The 20,740-nt window shown below is 65.1% G+C and carries 17 protein-coding genes; 5 read left to right on the plus strand and 12 right to left on the minus strand.

Going from position 1 to position 20,740, the window contains the following annotated elements; genetic code table 11:
- Window positions 1–35: 35 nt before the first annotated feature.
- From argG to J4G43_RS01750, 3 genes are all read left to right on the plus strand, one after another.
- Window positions 36–1,373 (plus strand): argininosuccinate synthase, encoded by a 1,338-nt coding sequence (gene argG / locus J4G43_RS01740; RefSeq protein ID WP_208083885.1) that lies wholly within the window; start codon window positions 36–38, stop codon window positions 1,371–1,373.
- A gap of 120 nt (window positions 1,374–1,493) precedes the next feature.
- A complete protein-coding gene (locus tag J4G43_RS01745) occupies window positions 1,494–3,251 on the plus strand; it encodes an alkaline phosphatase (protein ID WP_208083886.1) in 1,758 nt (585 codons plus the stop codon).
- 104 nt (window positions 3,252–3,355) lie between these two features.
- Window positions 3,356–4,312, plus strand: coding sequence for a homocysteine S-methyltransferase family protein (locus J4G43_RS01750; protein ID WP_208083887.1), 957 nt, complete (start codon window positions 3,356–3,358; stop codon window positions 4,310–4,312).
- 54 nt (window positions 4,313–4,366) lie between these two features.
- Here J4G43_RS01750 and J4G43_RS01755 read toward each other — a convergent pair whose 3' ends face one another.
- The 10 genes from J4G43_RS01755 to sdhC all read right to left on the minus strand — a co-directional run bounded on the left by J4G43_RS01755 (window position 4,367) and on the right by sdhC (window position 16,289).
- Window positions 4,367–6,526, minus strand: coding sequence for an OmpA family protein (locus J4G43_RS01755; protein ID WP_208083888.1), 2,160 nt, complete (start codon window positions 6,524–6,526; stop codon window positions 4,367–4,369).
- A gap of 186 nt (window positions 6,527–6,712) precedes the next feature.
- Window positions 6,713–6,955 (minus strand): hypothetical protein, encoded by a 243-nt coding sequence (locus J4G43_RS01760; RefSeq protein ID WP_208083889.1) that lies wholly within the window; start codon window positions 6,953–6,955, stop codon window positions 6,713–6,715.
- 84 nt (window positions 6,956–7,039) lie between these two features.
- Window positions 7,040–7,426 carry a VOC family protein gene (locus J4G43_RS01765; RefSeq protein WP_208083890.1) on the minus strand — a complete coding sequence of 129 codons (387 nt, stop codon included), beginning with the start codon at window positions 7,424–7,426 and terminating at the stop codon, window positions 7,040–7,042.
- Between the two features lie 22 nt (window positions 7,427–7,448).
- Window positions 7,449–8,273 (minus strand): FkbM family methyltransferase, encoded by an 825-nt coding sequence (locus J4G43_RS01770; protein ID WP_208083891.1) that lies wholly within the window; start codon window positions 8,271–8,273, stop codon window positions 7,449–7,451.
- Between the two features lie 219 nt (window positions 8,274–8,492).
- Window positions 8,493–10,451, minus strand: a complete 1,959-nt coding sequence (locus J4G43_RS01775; protein ID WP_208083892.1) for an ABC transporter ATP-binding protein/permease — start codon at window positions 10,449–10,451, stop codon at window positions 8,493–8,495.
- A gap of 52 nt (window positions 10,452–10,503) precedes the next feature.
- Window positions 10,504–12,660 carry a hybrid sensor histidine kinase/response regulator gene (locus tag J4G43_RS01780; RefSeq protein ID WP_208083893.1) on the minus strand — a complete coding sequence of 719 codons (2,157 nt, stop codon included), beginning with the start codon at window positions 12,658–12,660 and terminating at the stop codon, window positions 10,504–10,506.
- A gap of 165 nt (window positions 12,661–12,825) precedes the next feature.
- A complete protein-coding gene (locus J4G43_RS01785; RefSeq protein ID WP_028151918.1) occupies window positions 12,826–13,608 on the minus strand; it encodes a succinate dehydrogenase iron-sulfur subunit in 783 nt (260 codons plus the stop codon).
- A gap of 42 nt (window positions 13,609–13,650) precedes the next feature.
- Window positions 13,651–15,486, minus strand: a complete 1,836-nt coding sequence (gene sdhA / locus J4G43_RS01790) for a succinate dehydrogenase flavoprotein subunit (protein ID WP_208083894.1) — start codon at window positions 15,484–15,486, stop codon at window positions 13,651–13,653.
- Window positions 15,487–15,489: 3 nt separating this feature from the next.
- Window positions 15,490–15,894 (minus strand): succinate dehydrogenase, hydrophobic membrane anchor protein, encoded by a 405-nt coding sequence (gene sdhD, locus J4G43_RS01795; protein ID WP_028151915.1) that lies wholly within the window; start codon window positions 15,892–15,894, stop codon window positions 15,490–15,492.
- Complete coding sequence (gene sdhC / locus J4G43_RS01800) at window positions 15,891–16,289, minus strand: succinate dehydrogenase, cytochrome b556 subunit (protein ID WP_028151914.1); 399 nt, start codon at window positions 16,287–16,289, stop codon at window positions 15,891–15,893. The genes sdhD and sdhC overlap by 4 nt, the downstream gene beginning before the upstream one ends.
- A gap of 508 nt (window positions 16,290–16,797) precedes the next feature.
- Here sdhC and J4G43_RS01805 point away from each other — a divergent pair.
- On the plus strand, window positions 16,798–17,658 hold the full coding sequence (locus tag J4G43_RS01805) for a sulfite exporter TauE/SafE family protein (RefSeq protein ID WP_208083895.1): 861 nt from the start codon (window positions 16,798–16,800) through the stop codon (window positions 17,656–17,658).
- 109 nt (window positions 17,659–17,767) lie between these two features.
- On the opposite strand, the gene J4G43_RS01810 is transcribed toward J4G43_RS01805, so the two are convergent.
- Window positions 17,768–18,277 carry a hypothetical protein gene (locus J4G43_RS01810; protein WP_208083896.1) on the minus strand — a complete coding sequence of 170 codons (510 nt, stop codon included), beginning with the start codon at window positions 18,275–18,277 and terminating at the stop codon, window positions 17,768–17,770.
- A gap of 27 nt (window positions 18,278–18,304) precedes the next feature.
- Complete coding sequence (locus J4G43_RS01815) at window positions 18,305–19,834, minus strand: malonate--CoA ligase (protein ID WP_208083897.1); 1,530 nt, start codon at window positions 19,832–19,834, stop codon at window positions 18,305–18,307.
- 94 nt (window positions 19,835–19,928) lie between these two features.
- On the opposite strand from J4G43_RS01815, the gene J4G43_RS01820 reads away from it, so the two are divergent.
- Window positions 19,929–20,690: an SDR family oxidoreductase gene (locus J4G43_RS01820; RefSeq protein ID WP_208083898.1), complete on the plus strand. Its 762-nt coding sequence runs from the start codon at window positions 19,929–19,931 to the stop codon at window positions 20,688–20,690.
- The last annotated feature ends 50 nt before the right edge of the window (window positions 20,691–20,740 follow it).

Genomic DNA, 20,740 nt, shown 5'->3' on the forward strand with positions numbered 1-20,740 from the left:
CGCCATCAGCCCCTTGAGACCCGATTGGAAGCTCCATGACCACGATCCTGAAAAGCCTGCCCAAGGGTGAGAAAGTCGGCATCGCGTTTTCAGGCGGTCTCGACACCAGCGCGGCGCTGCTCTGGATGAAGCAGAAGGGCGCGCGCTGCTACGCCTACACGGCCAATCTCGGCCAGCCCGATGAAGCCGACTACAACGAGATCCCGCGCAAGGCGGAAGCGTTCGGCGCCGAGAAGGCCGTGCTCGTCGACTGCCGCACGCAGCTGGTCCACGAAGGCATCGCCGCGATCCAGTCGGGCGCCTTCCACATCTCGACCGGCGGCATCACCTATTTCAACACCACGCCGCTCGGGCGCGCCGTCACCGGCACGATGCTGGTCGCGGCGATGAAGGAGGACGGCGTCAACATCTGGGGCGACGGCTCGACCTTCAAGGGCAACGACATCGAGCGCTTCTACCGCTACGGCCTGCTGACCAATCCATCCTTGCGCATCTACAAGCCCTGGCTCGACCAGCAGTTCATCGACGAGCTCGGCGGCCGCGCCGAAATGTCGGCGTTCATGACCGCGCAGGGCTTTGCCTACAAGATGAGCGCCGAGAAGGCGTACTCGACCGACAGCAACCTGCTCGGTGCCACGCACGAAGCGAAGGATCTCGAGAGCCTCGACAGCGGCATCAAGATCGTCAACCCGATCATGGGCGTGCCGTTCTGGCGCGACGATTGCGCCGTGAAGGCCGAGAAGGTCGTGGTGCGTTTCGAGGAAGGCCAGCCCACGGCGCTGAATGGCCAGACCTTCAGCGATCCTGTCGCGTTGTTCCTCGAAGCCAATGCGATCGGCGGCCGTCACGGCCTCGGCATGAGCGATCAGATCGAGAACCGCATCATCGAGGCGAAGAGCCGCGGCATCTACGAGGCGCCCGGCATGGCGCTGCTGCACATCGCCTATGAGCGCCTCGTCACCGGCATCCACAACGAGGACACCATCGAGCAGTACCGCATCAGCGGCATGCGCTTGGGACGCCTGCTGTATCAGGGGCGCTGGTTCGATTCGCAGGCCCTGATGTTGCGCGAGACCGCGCAGCGCTGGGTCGCACGCGCCGTCACCGGCGAGGTGACGCTGGAGCTGCGCCGCGGCAACGATTATTCGATCCTCAACACCGAGAGCCCCAACCTGACCTATGCGCCGGAACGGCTCAGCATGGAGAAGGTGGAAGACGCCGCATTCACGCCGGCCGACCGTATCGGCCAGCTCACCATGCGCAACCTCGACATCGCTGACACGCGCACCAAGCTGAAGCTCTACACCGACACCGGCCTGTTGTCGGGCAGCGAAGGCTCGCAGATCTTCCCGCTCGAGAGCGACAAGAGCTGAGGCCTTTTTGGGCTGAGGCCTTTAGTCGCCCGACCGGGCGACGCGCGATTTAATGACGGTGTCATTCTCGATCGCTACGCTACCCGTTTCTGTCGGAAACGGGATTGCGGAGCATCGAGCATGGTCAAGGGGTCGGCACTCGCCTCACTCATCGTCCTCTGTTGGACAACGTCGCTGTCGGCGCAGACGATCTATCCGATCGATCGTGCCGAGATCCTGGCTGGCGCCCGGTTCGACTTCAAGGTCGAGTTTCCCGGGCCGGTCGATCCGGCCAGGCTGAAGGTGACCGTGAACGGCACGGACTATGCTGTCGCGTTCGGACGTAGCGGGACCTTCATCGATCGCGAGGACGGCAAGGACCAGTCGGCGCTGATTTTGCGCGACGTCACGCTGACCAAGCCCGGCACCGTCACGGTGGATGTCAGCGACGGCACGCAGCAGCGCAGCATCGCATGGACGGTTTACGACACCGGTCAGCGCAAGGCGAAGAACGTCATCCTGTTTATCGGCGACGGCATGTCGCCGGCGCATCGGGTCGCGGCGCGAATCCTGTCGAAGGGGATTGCGGAGGGCAAGAGCCGCGGCAAGCTCGCGATCGACGACATGCCCCATATGGCGCTGGTGGCGACCGCCGGCTCTGACTCGATCATCACGGACTCCGCGAACTCGGCCAGCGCCTATGCGACCGGCCACAAGAGCGCCGTCAACGCCCTGGGCGTCTATGCGGACCGCACCGCAAGTCCGTTCGACGATCCTCGCGTTGAAACCATCACCAGCCTCGCCAGGCGGCGGCATGGCATGGCGATCGGTGTCGTCACCAACACCGAGATCGAAGACGCGACGCCGGCCGCGATGGTTGCGCACACCCGCCGGCGCGCCGCCTATGACGAGATCGTCGAGCAGTTCTTCGCGGCGAAGCCGGATGTGCTGATGGGCGGCGGCAGTGCGAATTTTCTGCCGAAATCCGCGGCCGGCTCCAAACGCAAGGACGAGGCCGACTACATCGCGAAGTTCCGCGACGCAGGCTATCAGGTCGCGACGACCGCGAGCGAGCTCGGCGCTTCTGCCGCAAAGCCGGAGACAAGCAAGCTGCTCGGCCTGTTTGCGACCGGCAACATGGATGGTGTGCTCGACCGCAAATTCCTCAAGGGCGGCGGCGTGAAGAAATTTCCCGAGCAACCTGATTTGACCGAGCAGGTGCGGGCGGCGCTGAACATGCTCTCGAAGAACGAGACCGGCTTCTTCCTGATGGTCGAATCCGGACTGATCGACAAATACGCGCATGTCCTCGACATGGAGCGCGCCGTCTACGACACGATCATGCTCGACAATGCGGTGCGCCAGACACGCGAATGGGCGAAGGCGCGTGGTGACGACACGCTCATTCTGGTGCTGGCGGACCACAATCATCCCAACAGTCTTGTCGGCACCGTGAATGACGACATGGGCGCCGTGCCCAATGTGCCGCTGCGCGAGCGCGTCGGCGTCTACGAGCAGGCCGGATTTCCCAATTATCCGGCGCCGGATGCCGAGGGCTATCCGTCACGCGTCGATGTGAGCCGCCGGCTCGCCATCTTCTCGGCCAGCCTGCCGGATCACTACGAGACGTTCCGCCCGAAGCTCGACAATCCCAACGAGCCGACCGTCAAGGCTGGCGACGACGGGACCTTCAAGGCCAACGACAAATACAAGGACGTCCCCGGCGCGGTGCTGCGCCCGGGCAATCTGTCGGCGATGATCGGCGCCAGCGTGCATTCGGGCGAAGACGTCATCCTGACGGCGACCGGGCCGGGCAGCGAGCGCGTGCACGGCTCGATGGACAACACCGAAGTGTTTCGCGTGATGGTCGATGCGCTTGGGCTCGCCGCAGGGCAGTAGGAGCAGTAGCGTACCGCGCGACATTATGCGGCACCATCTCGCATGAGACCGGAAGGAGGTTGAAACGACGGAATGAGGGGGGCCTCGCAGCGACGGAGCGACCAATGGCGAAGTACAGAGACAATCTGCCTCAGCGCCGCGGCGGCATCTTCCTGACCGACGGCGGCATGGAGACCACCCTGATCTTTCACAAAGGTCTGGAGCTTCCTCACTTCGCTGCCTTCGTGTTGCTCGAGAGCGAGGCCGGCCGCTCGCATCTGAGGCAGTATTACGAGGCCTATCTTGCGATCGCGCGTCAGCATGGGCTCGGCTTCGTGCTCGACAGCCCGACCTGGCGCGCCAATCCTGATTGGGGTGCTAAGCTCGGCTACGATATGGACGCGCTCAGGGCCATCAACATGCGGGCAATTCGTTTTCTTGAGGAATTGCGCAGCACATGGGAGACCTCCGGCCTGCCCTGTGTGATCAACGGTGCGATCGGTCCGCGGGGCGACGGCTACAAGGCCGGCAACATGGATGCGACGGAGGCGATGGACTATCATTCGTCCCAGATCGCCTCCTTCGCCGAGGCCGGCGCCGACATGGTGACCGCGTTCACGCTGAACAGCGTCAATGAAGCCATCGGCGTGGTGCGCGCTGCAAAGATGCACGCGATCCCGGTTGCCATCTCCTTCACGGTCGAAACTGACGGTTGCCTGATCAGGGGAGAGACCCTGCGGGAGGCGATCGAAATCGTCGATCGTGCAACGGAACGTGCTTGCGAATATTTCCTGATCAACTGCGCTCATCCGACCCATTTCGAGAGTGCCCTCCAAGCTGGCGAGCCATGGGTCGAACGCATTCATGGCGTCAGGGCCAATGCGTCGGCCAAGAGTCATGCCGAGCTCGATGAGTCCGAGGTGCTCGACAGCGGCGATCCCGCCGATCTTGGCCGCCGTTATGGGGCGCTCAGGCGGGCATTCCCGCGCATGCAACTGCTCGGCGGCTGCTGCGGCACCGATCACAGGCATGTCGCAGCGATCTGCGCTGCCTGCGTGCCGCTTCAGGCAGCGGGCGCCTGATCCAAGCAAAAATGGCCGGGATTGCTCCCGGCCATTTTGCATTTGTGCTTCGCCTCAGCGCGGCGGCGCGGTGCCGGGCGGGGGCGGCGGCAGCGAGGCCTGGCCACCGTTGAGCAGCGGCGTGATGTTGCGGACGGTGACGCGCCGGTTGATCAGGCTCGGTCCTTGCGTCTGCTCCTTCAGATACTGCTCGCCATAGCCCTGCGAGGTCAGGTTCTCGGCGGGCACCCCGAACTGCTGGGTCAGCAATTCGGCCGCGGACTGCGCACGGCGATCCGACAATGACAGATTGTCGACCTCGTTGCCGACCGCGTCGGTGTGTCCCTCGATCAGGAACACCGCACGCGGGTTGCGCTGGATCGCACGGTTGAGACCGTCGGCGATCCCCTGCAGCCGGGCCGCCTGGTCCGGCGGGATGGTCCACGAGCCCGTCTCGAAGGTGATCGTGTTGACGTCGATGCTCGGCATCTGCATGCGAACATTGGGGCTGTAGCGGATCTCGTCGAGCGTGTAACGCCGATCGATCCGCTGTACCGGCGGTGCCTCCATGGTCTGGTAGATCAGGTCCGGCGATGCTTCCTCGGCGTCGACGATGTAGCGATCGTAGGGAATGTTCACGACCGGCGGCGGCGCATCGACATAGAAGCCGCCGACCGACCGCGGATCGCGGTAGCTGTTGTCGATGATGATGATCTCGCGCCCGCCGGGGTCCCTGCGGATTCGCCGCAGCAACGAACCGTCGGGACCGACCACGGTGATGACCTCGCTGCCATCAGGACGGATCACGACCGTGCGGGTTTCGCCGCCGACGGTGTCGGTGCGGATGTCGCGGGCGCCATAGCGGAAGCGATAGAGGTCGTTGCCGCGGACATAGGCCTGCCCGCCCGGATCGCGGATGATGATGCGATCCGGTTCGGTGTAGACGGTGCGGCCGCCTTCGATGGCCTCGCGTCGCTGGTTGTGCAGGTCGGCAATGGTGGCTCCGATCACGACACCGGCCACCACGCCCGCACCGATCGCGAGCGGTGTCAGGTCACGCTGCGGCGGGCGCGGCGGAGGTGGCAGCGGTGCGACGACTGTCGGCCTTGCCTGGAAGGCAGGCGTAACTGTCGGCGGAGCGAATTGCGCCCGGTTGGGCGGCGGCGTTGCGGCCGCCGAGCCCGGGACTGTGCTCGGCGCTGCGGCACCGGCGGGCGCCGCGGGCCGCGGCGGGAGGCCGCCGGCCTGGGGCGGCGCAGCCGGAGTTCCGGCTGCGGGCGCGCCAGCAGGAGGCGTTCCGCCCTGTTGACCAGGGGTCGGCGTCGCCGCCGGGGCTGTGCCGGGGGCGGGCGTCGGTCCTGCGCCGGGACGGCCGGGCAGCGGCGTCGGAGCGCCACCGGGGGCCGGCGTGGCCGTTGGAGCGGGCGCGGCACCGGGAGCCGGTGTCGGTGATCCTGCAGCCGGAGGCGTGCCAGGACGTCCGCCGGGCGGCGGGGTGCCCGGGCGTCCAGTCGGCGGTGCGCCGGGCGTGGCGCCCGGTGCCGGCGTTGCCGTCGGCGCAGGTGTCGCCGTCGGAGCGGGCGTGGCGGTCGGTGCAGCCGCGCCAGGGCGGGCCGCAGGCGCGGCCGGTGAAGGCGATGGCGTAGCCGCAGGTGCCGGACGTGCGGGCGCAGCTGCGGGCGGCGTTGCTGCTGCCGGCGGAGTCGGAGCGGGACGCGCGGCAGGCGGAGCTGCGGCGGGAGGCGGTGTCGGCGTGTGCGGCTGCGCGGCCGGGGGCGGCGGAGTTGGCGCAGGCGCATGCTGCTGGGGTGCCGCAGCCGGAGGCGGCGACGGCTGCTTGGGAGCTGCCGGCGGTGGGGGTGGCGGCGGAGGCGGAGGTGCCGGACGTGCCGCAGGCGGAGGAGGCGGTGGTGGAGTCGGGCGCGACGGCGCGGCAGCCGGCGGCGGCGGAGCGGGAGGATGCGGAGGTGCAGCCGCGGGCGGCGGCGCCGTGGGGCGCGCAGGAGCTGCGGGCGGTGCCGCTGCAGGAGGAGGTGGTGCGGCAGGACGTGCGCCAGGCGGCGGTCCCTTCGGCGCTTCCTTCGGAGGCTGCTTCGATTTGTCGGTCTCTGGTGGTTGTGTCTGCGCTTGCGCGACCACGAGCGGCGGCGCGCTTTGCGCATGCGATGCGGAGCTTGCGAATTGCATCGCGGTCAGAGCCGTCGTTGCAAGCAGCACGAAACGAAGGTTGGTCATGATGGTGAACTTCCCCGGAAGGTTCTTTGACGAAGTGTCGGGATGAACAGCTACGCGTTAGGCCGGAATGTGGCGGGCGAAGAGGTCGCGGGCCGATTTATTTCTGCACGCAAATCACCTCACTATGGTGACGTTCATTGCGCATTCAGACGCAGGTTGCAATTGCCTCACATGTGATGCTTCGCCTCACATGTGATCGCGCAGCGAACTTGCATCTGTCGCGGGATTCGGCGTGAGCGGTCCGTTCGGTCCGCGCGATGGAATCTCTTCCGGCACGTGGCCCGGCGATTCGTCGGGCCGCGGTGATTCGCCGGGTTCGCGCACCGGCGGCGCGATTTCAGGCTGCGGATTGCCCGGCGGAATTCCAGGCGGCGGCTCGGTGGGGGTGCCCGGTGTTGCCGGCGGAATCTCGGGCGGTTCGATCGGCATCGGCATCATCGAGGTCAGTTGTCTGGAGAATGACAACGATGATGCCGCGCCGATGTTCCTTGTCGTGTCGTGCCTGAGCGCGCGCTATTCCGGCGCGTGGCAGACGGCCTCGATGTTGTGTCCGTCAGGGTCGAGCACGAACGCGCCGTAATAGTTCGCATGATAATGCGGGCGGATGCCGGGTGCGCCGTTGTCGCGACCGCCGGCCGCCATGGCCGCCTTGTAGAAGGCGTCGACCGTGGCGCGATCCTTCGCGAGAATCGCGATATGCACCGGCTTGTTCATCGCGCCTTCGGCACCGAACCAGAGGTCCGGCTTGCCGTTGGCGCCAAAGCCTGCCGCCGGAGCGTGGCCGGTCTGCTCCGCCGTTACCTCCATGATCAGGCTGTAATCGAGCGGTGCCAGCGCCTTGGCGTAGAACGCTTTCGCGCGCTCATAGTCGGAGACCGAAAAACCCAAATGGTCGATCATCGCAAATCTCCCTTGCTCACGGTTAGCGCGACAGGAACGTATTGCTCCGTGTCTTGCGCGCGATCGCAAAGCCGCGCGCGACCATGTCAGCGATACAATCCTGCTGCCATTCGTTTTGTGACAGATGCTCGATCACCACCGCGCGCGGCCACAGCGATTGCGGCGCGTCGCGGAAGAAGCCGATCAGCACGCGGTCCTCAAACCCTTCGACGTCGATCTTGAGCGAATCGACCTGGCCGACGCCGGCCTCGTCCAGAATGCGCGTCAGCCGCAGCGACGGCACCTTGATGGCCTCCGCGCTGGCCGTGCCGGTGACGACGTGCGTGGCGCCGAGATTGCCGCCGCCGCTCTCGATCATGAGCTCGCCGTCGCTGTCACCGGCGGCAGCCTGTACCAGGCGGACCTGCGTCGTCTTCGACGCGGCGTGATTGAACGAGAGCCGTCCAAACGTCATCGGATGCGGTTCGATCGCGACCACCTTGCCATTGGTGCCGACCTGCTGCGCCATCACCAGGGCAAAGGTCCCGACATTGGCGCCGACGTCGACGAACGTGCCGCCTGTTGGGGTGTGCCGGCGCAGGAAGTCGAGCTCGTCGAGATTGTAGTCGGGATTGAACAGCGCGCCGCGCTCGGTCGCGCTGCCCTGGTGATAGAAGCGGAACGAGGCGCCCTGGTACTGCACATCGATCGGCCCGCCGCGCATCAGGTTGACCAGCCGCGACATCCACGGGCGGAACGCACCGCGCTTCAGCCCCGACTGTTGCGCAAGGCGGATGATCGCAGCCTGCGCCGCGTTCGGCGCAAACGCGCCAAACGGCGCGGACGAAGGGGCGTTGTCGGGCGTCAAGCAGGTGGTCCTCGTTGCAAGCGGCGCATGCATAGCCGGTTTTGCCGGGGACTCCAACGCTCCATCACCGGTGTCGTCCCGGGGCGCGAAGCGAGCCCGGGACCCATAACCCCAGGGAGAAGTTGTGACATGGACTGGTAACTACGAGTCCTCACCAAACTCAATCTTGTGGCTATGGGTCCCGGGCTCGCGCTTCGCGCGCCCCGGGACGACAGAGCCTTACGCCGCCTTTTTTGGCGCCGCCTTGCGCTGCCTCAGGAATCGCCCAAGCAGCTTGCGCTTGCCCTTGCGCGGGATCAGGTCGATATCGCTGACGAGTTTTGCTCCGCCCTTGCGGCGTTCCAGCACGATCTTGCGGCTGTGGAAGGCTTCCAGCTCGACGCGATGGGCGACACTGACGATGGTCGCCTTCGGCAACTCGTCGGTGACCATCTGCATCATCTTGTCCTGGCTCTTCTCGTCGAGCGCGGAGGTCGCTTCATCGAGCACGACGATGTCGGGGTTGTGCAGCAGCAGCCGCGCGAAGGCGAGGCGCTGCTTCTCGCCGCCGGACAGCGTCTGGTCCCACGGTCCCTCTTCCTCGATCTTCTCCTTGAGGTGGTCGAGGCCGACCTTGTGCAGGGCCTCGCCGATCTCCTCGACGGTCCAGTCGTACTCGGCACCGGGATAGGCGACCGCGCGGCGCAAGCTGCCGGACGGCACGTAAGGCCGCTGCGGCAGCATGAACAGGCGGCGGTCGGGATGGAAATTGACGCTGCCGCCGCCCCATGGCCAGAGCCCCGCGATGGCGCGCACCAGCGTGCTCTTGCCGGTGCCGGATTCACCGGCGACCAGCAGCCGCTCGCCCGGCTCGATCACCACCTCGGTTTCGCCGACCACGGCGGTGCCGTCATCTAACGTGACGGAGAGATCCTTCATCTCCAGCATGGCCTCGTTGCTGGTCTTGCCGCGCTTGATGCGGCCGAGGCCGTCGCCCTGCTCGGCGCGCTCGAGGCCGTCGAGCGACATCATCAGCGAGGCGATGCGGCGCGCGCAGGCGTTCCAGTCGGCGAGCCGCGGATAATTATCGACCAGCCAGCCGAACGCGCTCTGCACGATGGTGAAGGCGGATGCCGCCTGCATCACCTGTCCGAGCGTCATGCTGCCGTCGAGGAATTTTGGCGCGCAGAGCAGGAGTGGGACCACGGGAGCAACAAGGCTCGAGCCTTGCGAGACCAGCGTTGTGCGCATGTGCTGGCCGGCCAAACGCGCCCACTGCCGCAGCACGTTGGTGAAATTGCGGTCGATGCCGCCGCGCTCCTCCTCCTCGCCGCCGAGCAGCGCGATGCTCTCGCCGTTCTCGCGCACGCGCGTCAGCGCGTAGCGGAAATCCGCCTCCGCCTGGTTCTTGTCCTCGGAGACCTGCACGAAGCGCCGGCCGATCACCAGGATCGAACCGGAGGCGATCGCGGCGTAAAGGATCGCGGCGATGACGAGGAAGCCGGGGATGGTGATGGCGGAGCCGCCGAGCGTGACCGTGAGCGCGCCGCCGATGGTCCAGAGCACGATGATGAACGTGACCGCAGACAACAGCGCCGATGTCACGCCGGCGAGGAAATCGACCGGGGAATCGGTCGCAACGCGCAGATCCTCGGCGATCCGGTATTCCGGGTTCTTGTGGTCGCCGCCGACCAGGTTGAGCTGATAATAGCGCCCATTGGCCAGCCAGCGCGTCAGCACACTTGCCGTGAGCCATGCGCGCCAGCGGCGCTGAATGCCCATGCGCGCGAACACCTGCGCCACGCCGAGCACGATGCTGCCGATCGCGAGCGGGAAGAACACCGCCGTGAGATGGAAGACGGTGGCTGCCTCGCGCTTCTCGATGGCGTCGAAGATCGCGCGATTCCAGACATTGATGCCGTATTGAAAGCCGACGGTGAGGACGATCAGCACGACGAGGCCGATCGAGTAGAGCCACGCCAGCCGGTCGCCGTTGCGGCCCCAGAAGCCACGTGCGCTGATCCAGAAGCGCGTCAGCAGATAGTCCTTGCGAACCTGCTCGGCCTCCTCGGGCGAGAGTGCAGGATCGGGCTCAATAACCGCCGGCGGCGGCGGCGTGACCTCGTCGCCGTTCTCGCCCTTGATTTCGACAATGGGGGGCTTCCTGCCCTGTTCGCGCTTTGCGGCCGGCTTGTGCATGAGCGGATAACGCGAACCAAATCAATCGGTTCCCGTTGGTTCCGCGCCAGCCTCACTCGGCCGCGCCGTCGCGGACCGGCCGGAGCCTCGCGGCCCGATGGAGAACCCGCGACAATTCCTCGATCGAATAGGGCTTTTGCACGAGATCGAAGCCGGCGGCGCCATCTTGTGACAGGGCCTGACTGTAGCCGGTGGTCAGCACGATCGGCACGCGGATGCCGCGATCGCGGATCGCCTGCGCAAGATCGAGCCCGGTCATCCCGGGCATCACCACGTCGGAGAACACGACGTCGAAGCGATCTGTGTCCACGGTGAGCTCGGCAAGCGCGTCGGTGGCGTTGTCCACCAAAGTGATGCTGTAACCGAGCTCGGTGAGGCCGTCGGCCGCGAAATTGGCGAGCTCGATATTGTCTTCGACCAACAGCACCGACATGCCGCTGCCGGCCACCGCCGGCGCGGTGTTGGGCGCCTGCCGCTGCGGCAGCAGGTCCGCCGGCACGCGCGGCAGATAGAGTGAGAAGGTGCTGCCCTGGCCGACCTCGCTCTCGACGGTCACCTCGCCGCCGGATTGCCGGGCGAAGCCGAATACCTGCGACAGGCCGAGACCGGTGCCCTGGCCGATCTGCTTGGTGGTGAAGAACGGTTCGAAGATGCGGCCCAATCGTGCGGCGGGAATGCCGATGCCGGTGTCGCTGACGGCGACACTGACGAAACCATCGCCGCCTGCAAGATCATGGCTGCCCGAAACGTGCACCAATGTATCGGGTATGGTCGCCGCCGCCTGCACGGCGAAGGTGATCCTGCCTTTGCCCTGCATGGCGTCGCGCGCATTGGTCGCCATGTTGATCAGAGCCGTCTCGAACTGGCCGGCATCAGCCTTGACGAGGCAGGGCTCGGTCGGCAGCCGGATTCCGATCTCGATCGCCGGCCCGAGCAACGTGGCGAGCATGTCGTGCAGCGACTGCATCCGTTCCCCGACGTCGAACACTTCCGGTTTCAGGGTCTGGCGCCGCGCGAACGCCAGCAGCTGCGAGGTCAGCTTGGCGGCGCGCGCGACCGCGTCCGCAATGGCATTGATGTAGCGCTGCCGCCGCTCCTCGCTCAGCTGCGGCCGGTTCAACAGGTCGACCGAGGCGCGGATCACGGTGAGGAGATTGTTGAAGTCGTGCGCGACACCGCCGGTGAGCTGGCCGAGCGCTTCCAGCCGCTGGCTGTGCTTGAGCGCCTCCTCGGCCTCGCGTCGCGCTGCGGCCTCGGCGTGGAGATGCTGGGTGCGCCGGAACGCGAGCGCAAGCAGCAGAAACAGCAGCGCCGTGGCGGGAATGCCGAACACCAGATGCTGGCCCATGGTGGCGAGCCAGCGCGCGCGGATCGCCGCGGTCTCGAGCCCGGCGCTGACATAGATCGGATATTCGGCGACGCGCCTGTAGCCGACGCGCCGCTCGATTCCGTCCGAGGGCCAGGCGATGGTGATGAGGCCGTGCTCGGGGTGAGCGGCGATCTGCTGCCCGACCGGCCCGGTCGGATCGAGCCGGAAGTCGCGGTCGAGCCGGGGAAAATGGGTGAGCACCACGCCGTCCGTGCGTCCCATGGCGAAGAAGCTGCCGGGATCGGAGCCGATCCTGGCATAAAAGCTCTCGAAATATTCCGGCAGGACGGAGGCCTGGATGACGCCGATGAAGCTGCCATCGTCGGTTTCGCGGCGCCGGCTCATGCCGAAGAAGCGTGCCCCCTGATAGGGCGGACGCGGCGTCAGGGCTGCGCCGACGAACGTGCCAATGTTCTGGTCGACATGGGCGTAGAAGTAATCGCGGTCCGCAAAACTCAGATCCTGCGGTGGCGAGGCGAGGCTGTTGACCAGCGATTTCCCGTTCGAGTCGAAGATCCAGGCCGATTTGAGCTGCGGCAGCGCATCGGTCAGCCGTTTCAGGCGGCGATGCAGCGCCGGTTCGCGCGAGCGGATGACCTCGTCGGGAAGGCCGCGCACGACTTCGTTGAGTTCGGCCAAGCTGCGGTCGATGGTCTCGAACACCTTGAGCGCGTGCTCATGGGCGACATCGAGCGTGCGCTCGATCTCGCGGTCGGCGATGTCCTTCGTCGATGTGTAGGAGATCGTGGAGGTGAAGACGAACAGTGCAATCGGCAGCGCCAGGGATGCCGCCATCATCCACTGCAACAGTCTCAGCGAGTTGCGTTGCGCACCCTGCACAGTCGCTCCGGTCCCTGACCGGAGAGCTTACTTGAAATTCCCGCTGGGAAGGAAGTGGCCTGTCGATGGAACCGGAGGTTGTAATCCGGACGTTCGCGCGTGGTGCGGGCTATGGCGTAGAATGCCCCGGCCGTCGCGGCCGGGGAGCCGTAGCATGAATGAGGCCTAGATCTGGCGCTCGACCATCTTGAGCTTGAGCTCGGCGATGGCTTCCGCCGGATTCAGGCCCTTCGGGCAGGCCTTGGCGCAGTTCATGATGGTATGGCAGCGGTAGAGGCGGAACGGGTCCTCGAGATTGTCGAGCCGCTCGCCGGTCGCCTCGTCGCGGGAGTCGGAGACCCAGCGGTTGGCCTGGAGCAGGGCGGCCGGGCCGAGATAGCGATCGCTGTTCCACCAATAGCTCGGGCACGAGGTCGAGCAGCAGGCGCAGAGGATGCACTCGTAGAGGCCGTCGAGCTTCTCGCGGTCCTCATGGCTCTGGCGCCATTCCTTCTGCGGCGTCGGCGAGGTCGTCTTCAGCCACGGTTCGACCGAGGCGTACTGCGCGTAGAAATTGGTGAGGTCAGGAACGAGGTCCTTCACGACCGGCTGGTGCGGCAGCGGGTTGATCTTGACCGCGCCGTCCTTGACGTCATGCATCGAGCGCGTACAGGCGAGCGTGTTCTGGCCGTCGATGTTCATCGCGCAGGAGCCGCAGACGCCTTCACGGCAGGAGCGGCGGAAGGTCAGCGACGGGTCGATGTTGTTCTTGATCCAGATCAGGCCGTCCAACACCATCGGACCGCAATCATGGGTGTCGACGTAATAAGTGTCGACGCTCGGATTCTTGCCGTCGTCCGGATTCCAGCGATAAACGCGGAATTCGCGAACGTCTGTCGCGCCGGCCGGCTTCGGCCAGGTCTTGCCGCCGGTGATCTTAGAGTTCTTCGGAAGTGCGAATTCAACCATTTCGATAAAGCTTTCGCTGTTCGTTCAGTACACGCGCGACGTTTAGTAAACGCGAGCCTTGGGCGGGATGTACTGCACGTCGTTGGTCATGGTGTAGTCGTGAACGGGGCGGTACTCGATCTTGACCTTGCCCTTGTCGTCGAGCCAGGCCAGCGTGTGCTTCATCCAGTTCTTGTCGTCGCGCGCGGAGAAGTCCTCGCGGGCGTGCGCGCCGCGGCTCTCGGTGCGGTTGGCGGCGGAGTCCATCGTCAGCACCGCCTGCGAGATCAGATTGTCGAACTCGAGCGTCTCGATCAGGTCGGAATTCCACACCAGCGAGCGGTCTGACACGGCAATGTCGGTGATGCCGCTGTGGACCTTCTCGATCAGGTTCTGGCCTTCGCTCAGGATGTCGCCGGTGCGGAACACCGCGCAATTGTTCTGCATCACGTGCTGCATGCCCTCGCGCAGCTTCGCGGTCGGCGTGCCGCCGGAGGCGTAGCGGTAATGGTCGAGGCGGCCGAGTGCGAGCTCGGACGAGTTCGCCGGCAGCTCCGGCTGCTTGGCGTTGGGCGTGAGCTTGTCGGCGAGACGGAGCGCAGCCGCGCGGCCGAACACGACGAGGTCGATCAGCGAGTTCGAGCCGAGGCGGTTGGCGCCGTGCACGGAGACGCAGGCGGCTTCGCCGATCGCCATCAGGCCCGGGATGATGGCGTTGTCGTCGCCGTCCTTCTTGGTCAGCACTTCGCCATGATAGTTCGTGGGGATGCCGCCCATGTTGTAGTGCACGGTCGGCACGATCGGGATCGGCTCGCGCGTCACGTCGACATTGGCGAAGATTTTTGCGGATTCGGAGATGCCCGGCAGGCGCTCGGCGAGCACCGCGGGATCGAGATGGTCGAGATGCAGGAAGATGTGGTCCTTCTTCTTGCCGACGCCGCGGCCTTCGCGGATCTCGATCGTCATCGCGCGCGAGACGACGTCGCGTGAGGCGAGGTCCTTCGCGGACGGCGCATAGCGCTCCATGAAGCGCTCGCCCTCGGAATTGACGAGATAGCCGCCTTCGCCGCGCGCGCCTTCGGTGACGAGACAGCCCGAGCCGTAAATGCCGGTCGGGTGGAACTGGACGAACTCCATGTCCTGCATCGGCAGGCCGGCGCGCAGCACCATGCCGCCGCCGTCGCCGGTACAGGTGTGTGCCGAGGTGCAGGAGGCGTAGGCGCGGCCGTAGCCGCCGGTTGCCAGGATCACGGTCTGGGCGCGGAAGCGGTGCAGCGTGCCGTCATCCAACTTGAGCGCGATGACGCCGCGGCAGGTGCCCTGGTCGTCCATGATCAGGTCGATGGCGAAGAACTCGATGAAGAACTCGGCCGCGTGGCGCAGCGACTGGCCGTACATCGTGTGCAGCATGGCGTGGCCGGTGCGGTCGGCGGCGGCGCAGGTGCGCTGCGCCTGGCCCTTGCCGTAGTCCATGGTCATGCCGCCGAACGGACGCTGGTAGATCTTGCCGTCCTCGGTGCGCGAGAACGGCACGCCCCAATGCTCGAGCTCGTAAACGGCCTCGGGCGCGTTGCGCACCATGTACTCGATCGCGTCCTGGTCACCCAGCCAGTCCGACCCCTTCACGGTGTCGTACATGTGCCAGCGCCAATCGTCCTTGTGCATGTTGCCGAGTGAGGCCGAGATGCCGCCCTGCGCCGCAACCGTGTGCGAGCGGGTCGGAAACACCTTGGTGATGCAGGCGGTGCGCAGACCGGCTTCGCTGCAGCCGACCACGGCGCGCAGGCCCGCGCCGCCGGCGCCGACCACGACGACGTCATAGGTGTGGTCTTCGATCGGATAGGCTTTGCCGTTGGTGGCGGGAGCGCCGTTGCCCTTGCCATTCGTCGCTGTGGCCATGGGTTACACTCCGGATGAAAGCTTGAGGATCGCGTAGGTCGAGGCGAGCGCCACGGCGATCGAGAAGAAATTGTTGAGCATGATCGAGATGAGCTTCAGCTTCTCGTTGTGGACGTAGTCCTCGATCACGACCTGCATGCCGATCTTCATGTGCCAGGCGCTGGCGGCGATGAAGAGCAGCAGGATCACCGCGATCGGCAGCGAGCCGAGGATCTGCGCGGCGCCGGCCTGGTTGCGGCCGAGCAGCATCATGATGATCACGAGCACCGGGATCATCAGCAGCGTCATGGCGACGGCGGTGATGCGCTGGCGCCAGAAATCGGACGTACCCGAATGCGCCGCGCCGAGATTGCGGACGCGGCCGAGCGGGGTGCGCATGCTGCGCTTGGGCGTATCGGTCGCGCTCATCGTCCGCCTCCGATCGCATAGGCGATGATCCAGATCAGGACCGTGAGCACGATGCCGCCGATCAGCGCGCCCCAGGTCAGGGCCTCGCGCTCATTGGGCTTGAAGCCGTAGCCGAGGTCCCACACGAAGTGCCGGATACCGCTCAGCATATGGTGCATCAGCGCCCAGGTGTAGCCGAACACGATCAGCCGGCCGATGATGCTGCCGGTGAAGGCCTGGACGTGGGAATAGGCGGCGGGGCCGGAAGCCGCCGCGATCAGCCACCAGGCCAGCAGCAGGGTTCCGACGTAGAGCGCGATACCGGTGGCGCGATGGACGATGGACAGCGCCATCGTCAGCGTCCAGCGGTAGACTTGCATGTGGGGGGAAAGCGGTCGTTCGATCCGTGCGGTCATGGGCTTTTGATGTTTATTGCGGCCCAGCAGGGGGCACGCGGGGATCGCGAAAGGTCGGCTCTATTTACGGAGTCGATTTCGCCTGCGCAATCACCAAATCGCCATAAATCGAACCGCGGTTCAGCTCTAGAGCGTTGATGATGCAAGGCCAATCAGTGGCTTGGTATACCAGCACTTCTGTCCGCCAACGAAAAACAGAATCTATATTCATTTTTTCTGAAGGGACCGATGCGCGTTGAAATTGCTATTGGAACGCCTCTAAACGGACCATGCCGTCCAAACCTGCCCGGGGCCGGTCTTTTGAGCCGCTAACGCCATTCGGACGGCGCCAACCCGCTCCCGCCCGGGCCCGGTTTGACCCCTGTCCGGATATGCGCACCTTGCATTCCACCCCAGCCGCAAGACGTGGCGTGTCGACCGCGAGAATCAGATCGCCTAAAGCTCCGCACGCAGCTTTCCGAACGCATGTTTCGGAGAAGTTGCGACCAGTCGCCGGGGCAGGTCAGGGGTGATTGCAGGTCTTGATATCAAGGAGATCGTCGAGCTCGCGCTGTTGCTGATCGCAACCGGCGCGCTGTCGGGATTCCTGGCCGGCGTGTTCGGCATTGGCGGCGGCGCGATTCTCGTGCCGGTGTTTTACGAATGCTTCCGCATCGCCGGCGTGCCGCTCGAAGTGCGCATGCCGCTCTGCATCGGCACCTCGCTCGCCGTGATCATCCCGACGTCGATCCGTTCGTTCCAGGCGCATTACAAGCGCGGCGCCGTCGACATGTCGATCCTGCGCGTGTGGTGGCTGCCGATCGTGATCGGCGTCGTCGCCGGCAGCGTCATCGCGCGCTACGCGCCAGAGAAGCTGTTCAAGATCGTGTTCGTCTGCGTCGCCTATTCCGCGTCGGCGCGTCTCATCTTCGCGCGCGAGGGCTGCAAGTTCGGCGACGACCTGCCCAAAGGGCCGCTGATGCGCGTCTACGGCTTCTGCGTCGGTATCCTCTCGACGCTGATGGGCATCGGCGGCGGCCTGTTCTCGAACCTGCTGATGACGTTCTACGGCCGGCCCATCCACCAGGCCGTGGCGACCTCGTCGGCACTCGCGGTCCTGATCTCGATCCCCGGCGCGCTCGGCTACATCTATGCCGGCTGGCCGGCGGCGGCGACCTATCCGGCCGTCGCAGCGCTGCAAATCCCGTTCGCGCTTGGCTACGTCTCGCTGATCGGCGCCGTGCTGGTGATGCCGATGAGCCTCGTGACAGCGCCGCTCGGCGTGAGAGCCGCGCATGCGATGTCGAAGCGAACGCTGGAGATGGCGTTCGGGTGCTATCTGTTCATCGTCGGAAGCCGGTTCGTGATGAGCTTGGTGGGCGGGCAGTAAGCGCTGGCATCGTAGGGTGGGTTAGCGCAGCGTAACCCACCACTTCTCGCATCGCGGAGACTAAAGTGGTGGGTTACGCCTTCGGCTAACCCACCCTACGGATTGCGTGCTAGTTGACGGATCGGTCCTTCAATCTCACTTCGCTGCGGCCCCACATTTGAAGATTGCCTTGCGCTTCCAGAAGATCGGCCTCGACCAACGCCTGAATGCCGGCCGCAAAGACCTCAAAGTCGACAGGAGCCGCTAGCGCTTCTTCCTTTTCGACCTTCTCAACCGCGCAGTACAGAACCATCGCGACCTTCTGCCATCGTGGCTTCATGACAGAGAAAATGACGCGATCCAAATCAGTCTCCAGCACAGACGATGGAAGAAAAACATTCTCCCATCGGAGCGTGCTGTCGATTGTGGGAGGCGGGCCTGGTGGCTCAAGGTCCGGATATCTTTTGTAGATCAGTCGCAGAAGCTTGAACTGCAAATGGAAAACCGCCGTTATAAGCGGTTCTGCAAACAGCTTTCTGCCGTCGTCGCCAACATCGACGATCGCGGCCTCAGCTCGCCGGAATGCTGCTGCGGCATCAAGCAGGTGCTTGTGTATCTTTTTAGCTTGCTCTCGGTTCATGTCCCCCACCCCCGGAGCGATTGAGCTCTATTTCTTCGCGTAAATATCCTTGTACGTATCCCGCAGCACGTTCTTCTGCACCTTGCCCATGGTGTTGCGCGGCAATTCGTCGACGACGAAGACGCGCTTGGGCATCTTGAACTTTGCCAGCCTTCCGTCGAGCGCCTTCAGCACGGCGGCTTCGGTGACGTCGGCGCCCTTGTTGCAGACCAGAACCGCCGTGACGCCTTCGCCGAAATCGGCATGGGGCACGCCGATCACGGCGGACTCGACCACGCCGGGCATGGCGTCGAGCTCACTCTCGATTTCCTTGGGGTAGACGTTGAAGCCGCCGGAGATCACGAGATCCTTGCCGCGGCCGAGAATGTGGACGTAGCCCTTGTCGTCGACCTTGCCGAGGTCGCCGGTGATGAAGAAGCCGTCGGGCCGGAATTCGGACTTGGTCTTCTCCGGCATGCGCCAATAACCCCTAAAGACGTTCGGGCCCTTCACCTCGATCATGCCGATTTCGTCGCGCGGCAGCTCCTTGCCGGTCTCGGGCTCGGTCACGCGCACGGAGACGCCGGGGAGGGGAAAGCCGACCGCGCCGGGCACGCGCTCGCCGTCATACGGGTTCGACGTGTTCATGTTGGTCTCGGTCATGCCGTAGCGCTCGAGCACCGCGTGTCCGGTGCGCGCCGACCATTCGCGATGGGTTTCGGCGAGCAACGGCGCGGAGCCCGAGATGAACAGCCGCATGTGCTTTGTGGTCTCGCGCGACAGCGCGGAGTTCTGGAGCAGCCGCGTGTAGAAGGTCGGCACGCCCATCAGCACCGTGGCGCGCGCCATCAGCTTGATGATGAGATCAGGGTCGAGCTTCGGCAGGAAGATCATCGACGCCCGCGAAAACAGCGTGACGTTGGTCGCCACGAACAGGCCGTGCGTATGGTAGATCGGCAGCGCGTGGATCAGCACGTCCTTGTCGGTGAAGCGCCAATAGCCGACGAGCGAGAGCGAGTTCGACGCGAGATTGTCGTGCGTCAGCATCGCGCCCTTGGAGCGGCCGGTGGTGCCCGACGTGTAGAGGATCGCGGCGAGATCGTCGTTTACCCGTGAGACGGTCGCGAATTCGCTGCTGGCCTTGTCGGCGGCTTCCGTCAGCGAGCCGTTGCCGTCGGGTCCGAGCGTCTCGACCTTGGCCTTCACCTTGGCGGCGATCGGGGCGAGCCCTTCCGCCTTGGAGGGATCGCAGACCACCAGCGACGGCTCGGCATCGCCGATGAAGTAATCGAGCTCGTTCAGCGTATAGGCCGTGTTCAGCGGCAAATAGACCGCGCCGGCCCGCACGGTGGCCAGATACAGCACGATATTGGCGACCGATTTCTCCACCTGCACCGCGACGCGGTCGCCAGGCTTCACCCCGCGCGCGACCAGCACGTTCGCCATTTGCCCGGCCCGCGCGATCAGATCGCCATAGCTGATATGGGCGCCGTCCTGCGTCTCGACCGCGAGGCGTTTGGGATCGTCCAGGCCGTCGAACAGGCGGGAAAACAGGTTGGCGTTGGCAGCTTGGTTCATGCAAGATTTCCTCGACCGCAAGGCAACAAGGCCGGTCAAAACCGAGGGCTGGATTAGCAAAAACCGCCCCAATGAAGCAACGGAGACAGTTTGCATGACCAAAAACGGGAAACGCGTGGCCTGGGTAACGGGCGGCGGCAGCGGCATCGGGGAGGCCGGCGCCGAGGCGCTCGCGGCCGACGGCTGGATAGTCGTGGTCTCGGGGCGCCGCAAGGACGCCCTGGATACCGTGGTTGCCAGGATTGCCAAGGCAGGCGGGGCGGCCGAGGCCATTGCGCTCGATGTGTCCAACGCCGCCGAAGCCCAGAAGGCGGCCGATCAAATCGTCGCAAAGCACGGCCGCATCGACCTGCTCGTGAACAATGCCGGTATCAATGTCCCCAAGCGGAGCTGGAAGGACATGGAACTGGAGGGCTGGGACAAGCTCGTCCAGGTCAATCTCAACGGCGTGCTGTATTGCATGCGCGCAGTGTTGCCCACGATGCGCAAGCAGCAGGATGGCTCGATCATCAACGTCTCGTCCTGGACCGGCCGCCACGTCTCGAAGATGCCGGGCCCGGCCTACACCACCACCAAGCATGCGGTGCTGGCGCTGACTCATTCCTTCAACATGGACGAATGCGTCAACGGCCTGCGCGCCTGCTGCCTGATGCCGGGCGAAGTGGCGACCCCGATCTTGAAGCTGCGCCCGGTGGTGCCGAGCGAGGAGGAGCAGGCCAAGATGCTGCAATCGGAAGATCTGGGCCGCACCATCGCGTTCATCGCATCGATGCCGCCGCGCGTCTGCATCAACGAGCTCCTGATCAGCCCGACGCATAATCGCGGATTCATTCAGACGCCGAACAACAGGGATTGATTGTCGGCCCGTAGCCCGGATGGAGCGAAGCGCAATCCGGGACAAGTCGA

This window comes from Bradyrhizobium barranii subsp. barranii, from assembly GCF_017565645.3.
Classification (GTDB): Bacteria; Pseudomonadota; Alphaproteobacteria; order Rhizobiales; family Xanthobacteraceae; genus Bradyrhizobium; species Bradyrhizobium barranii.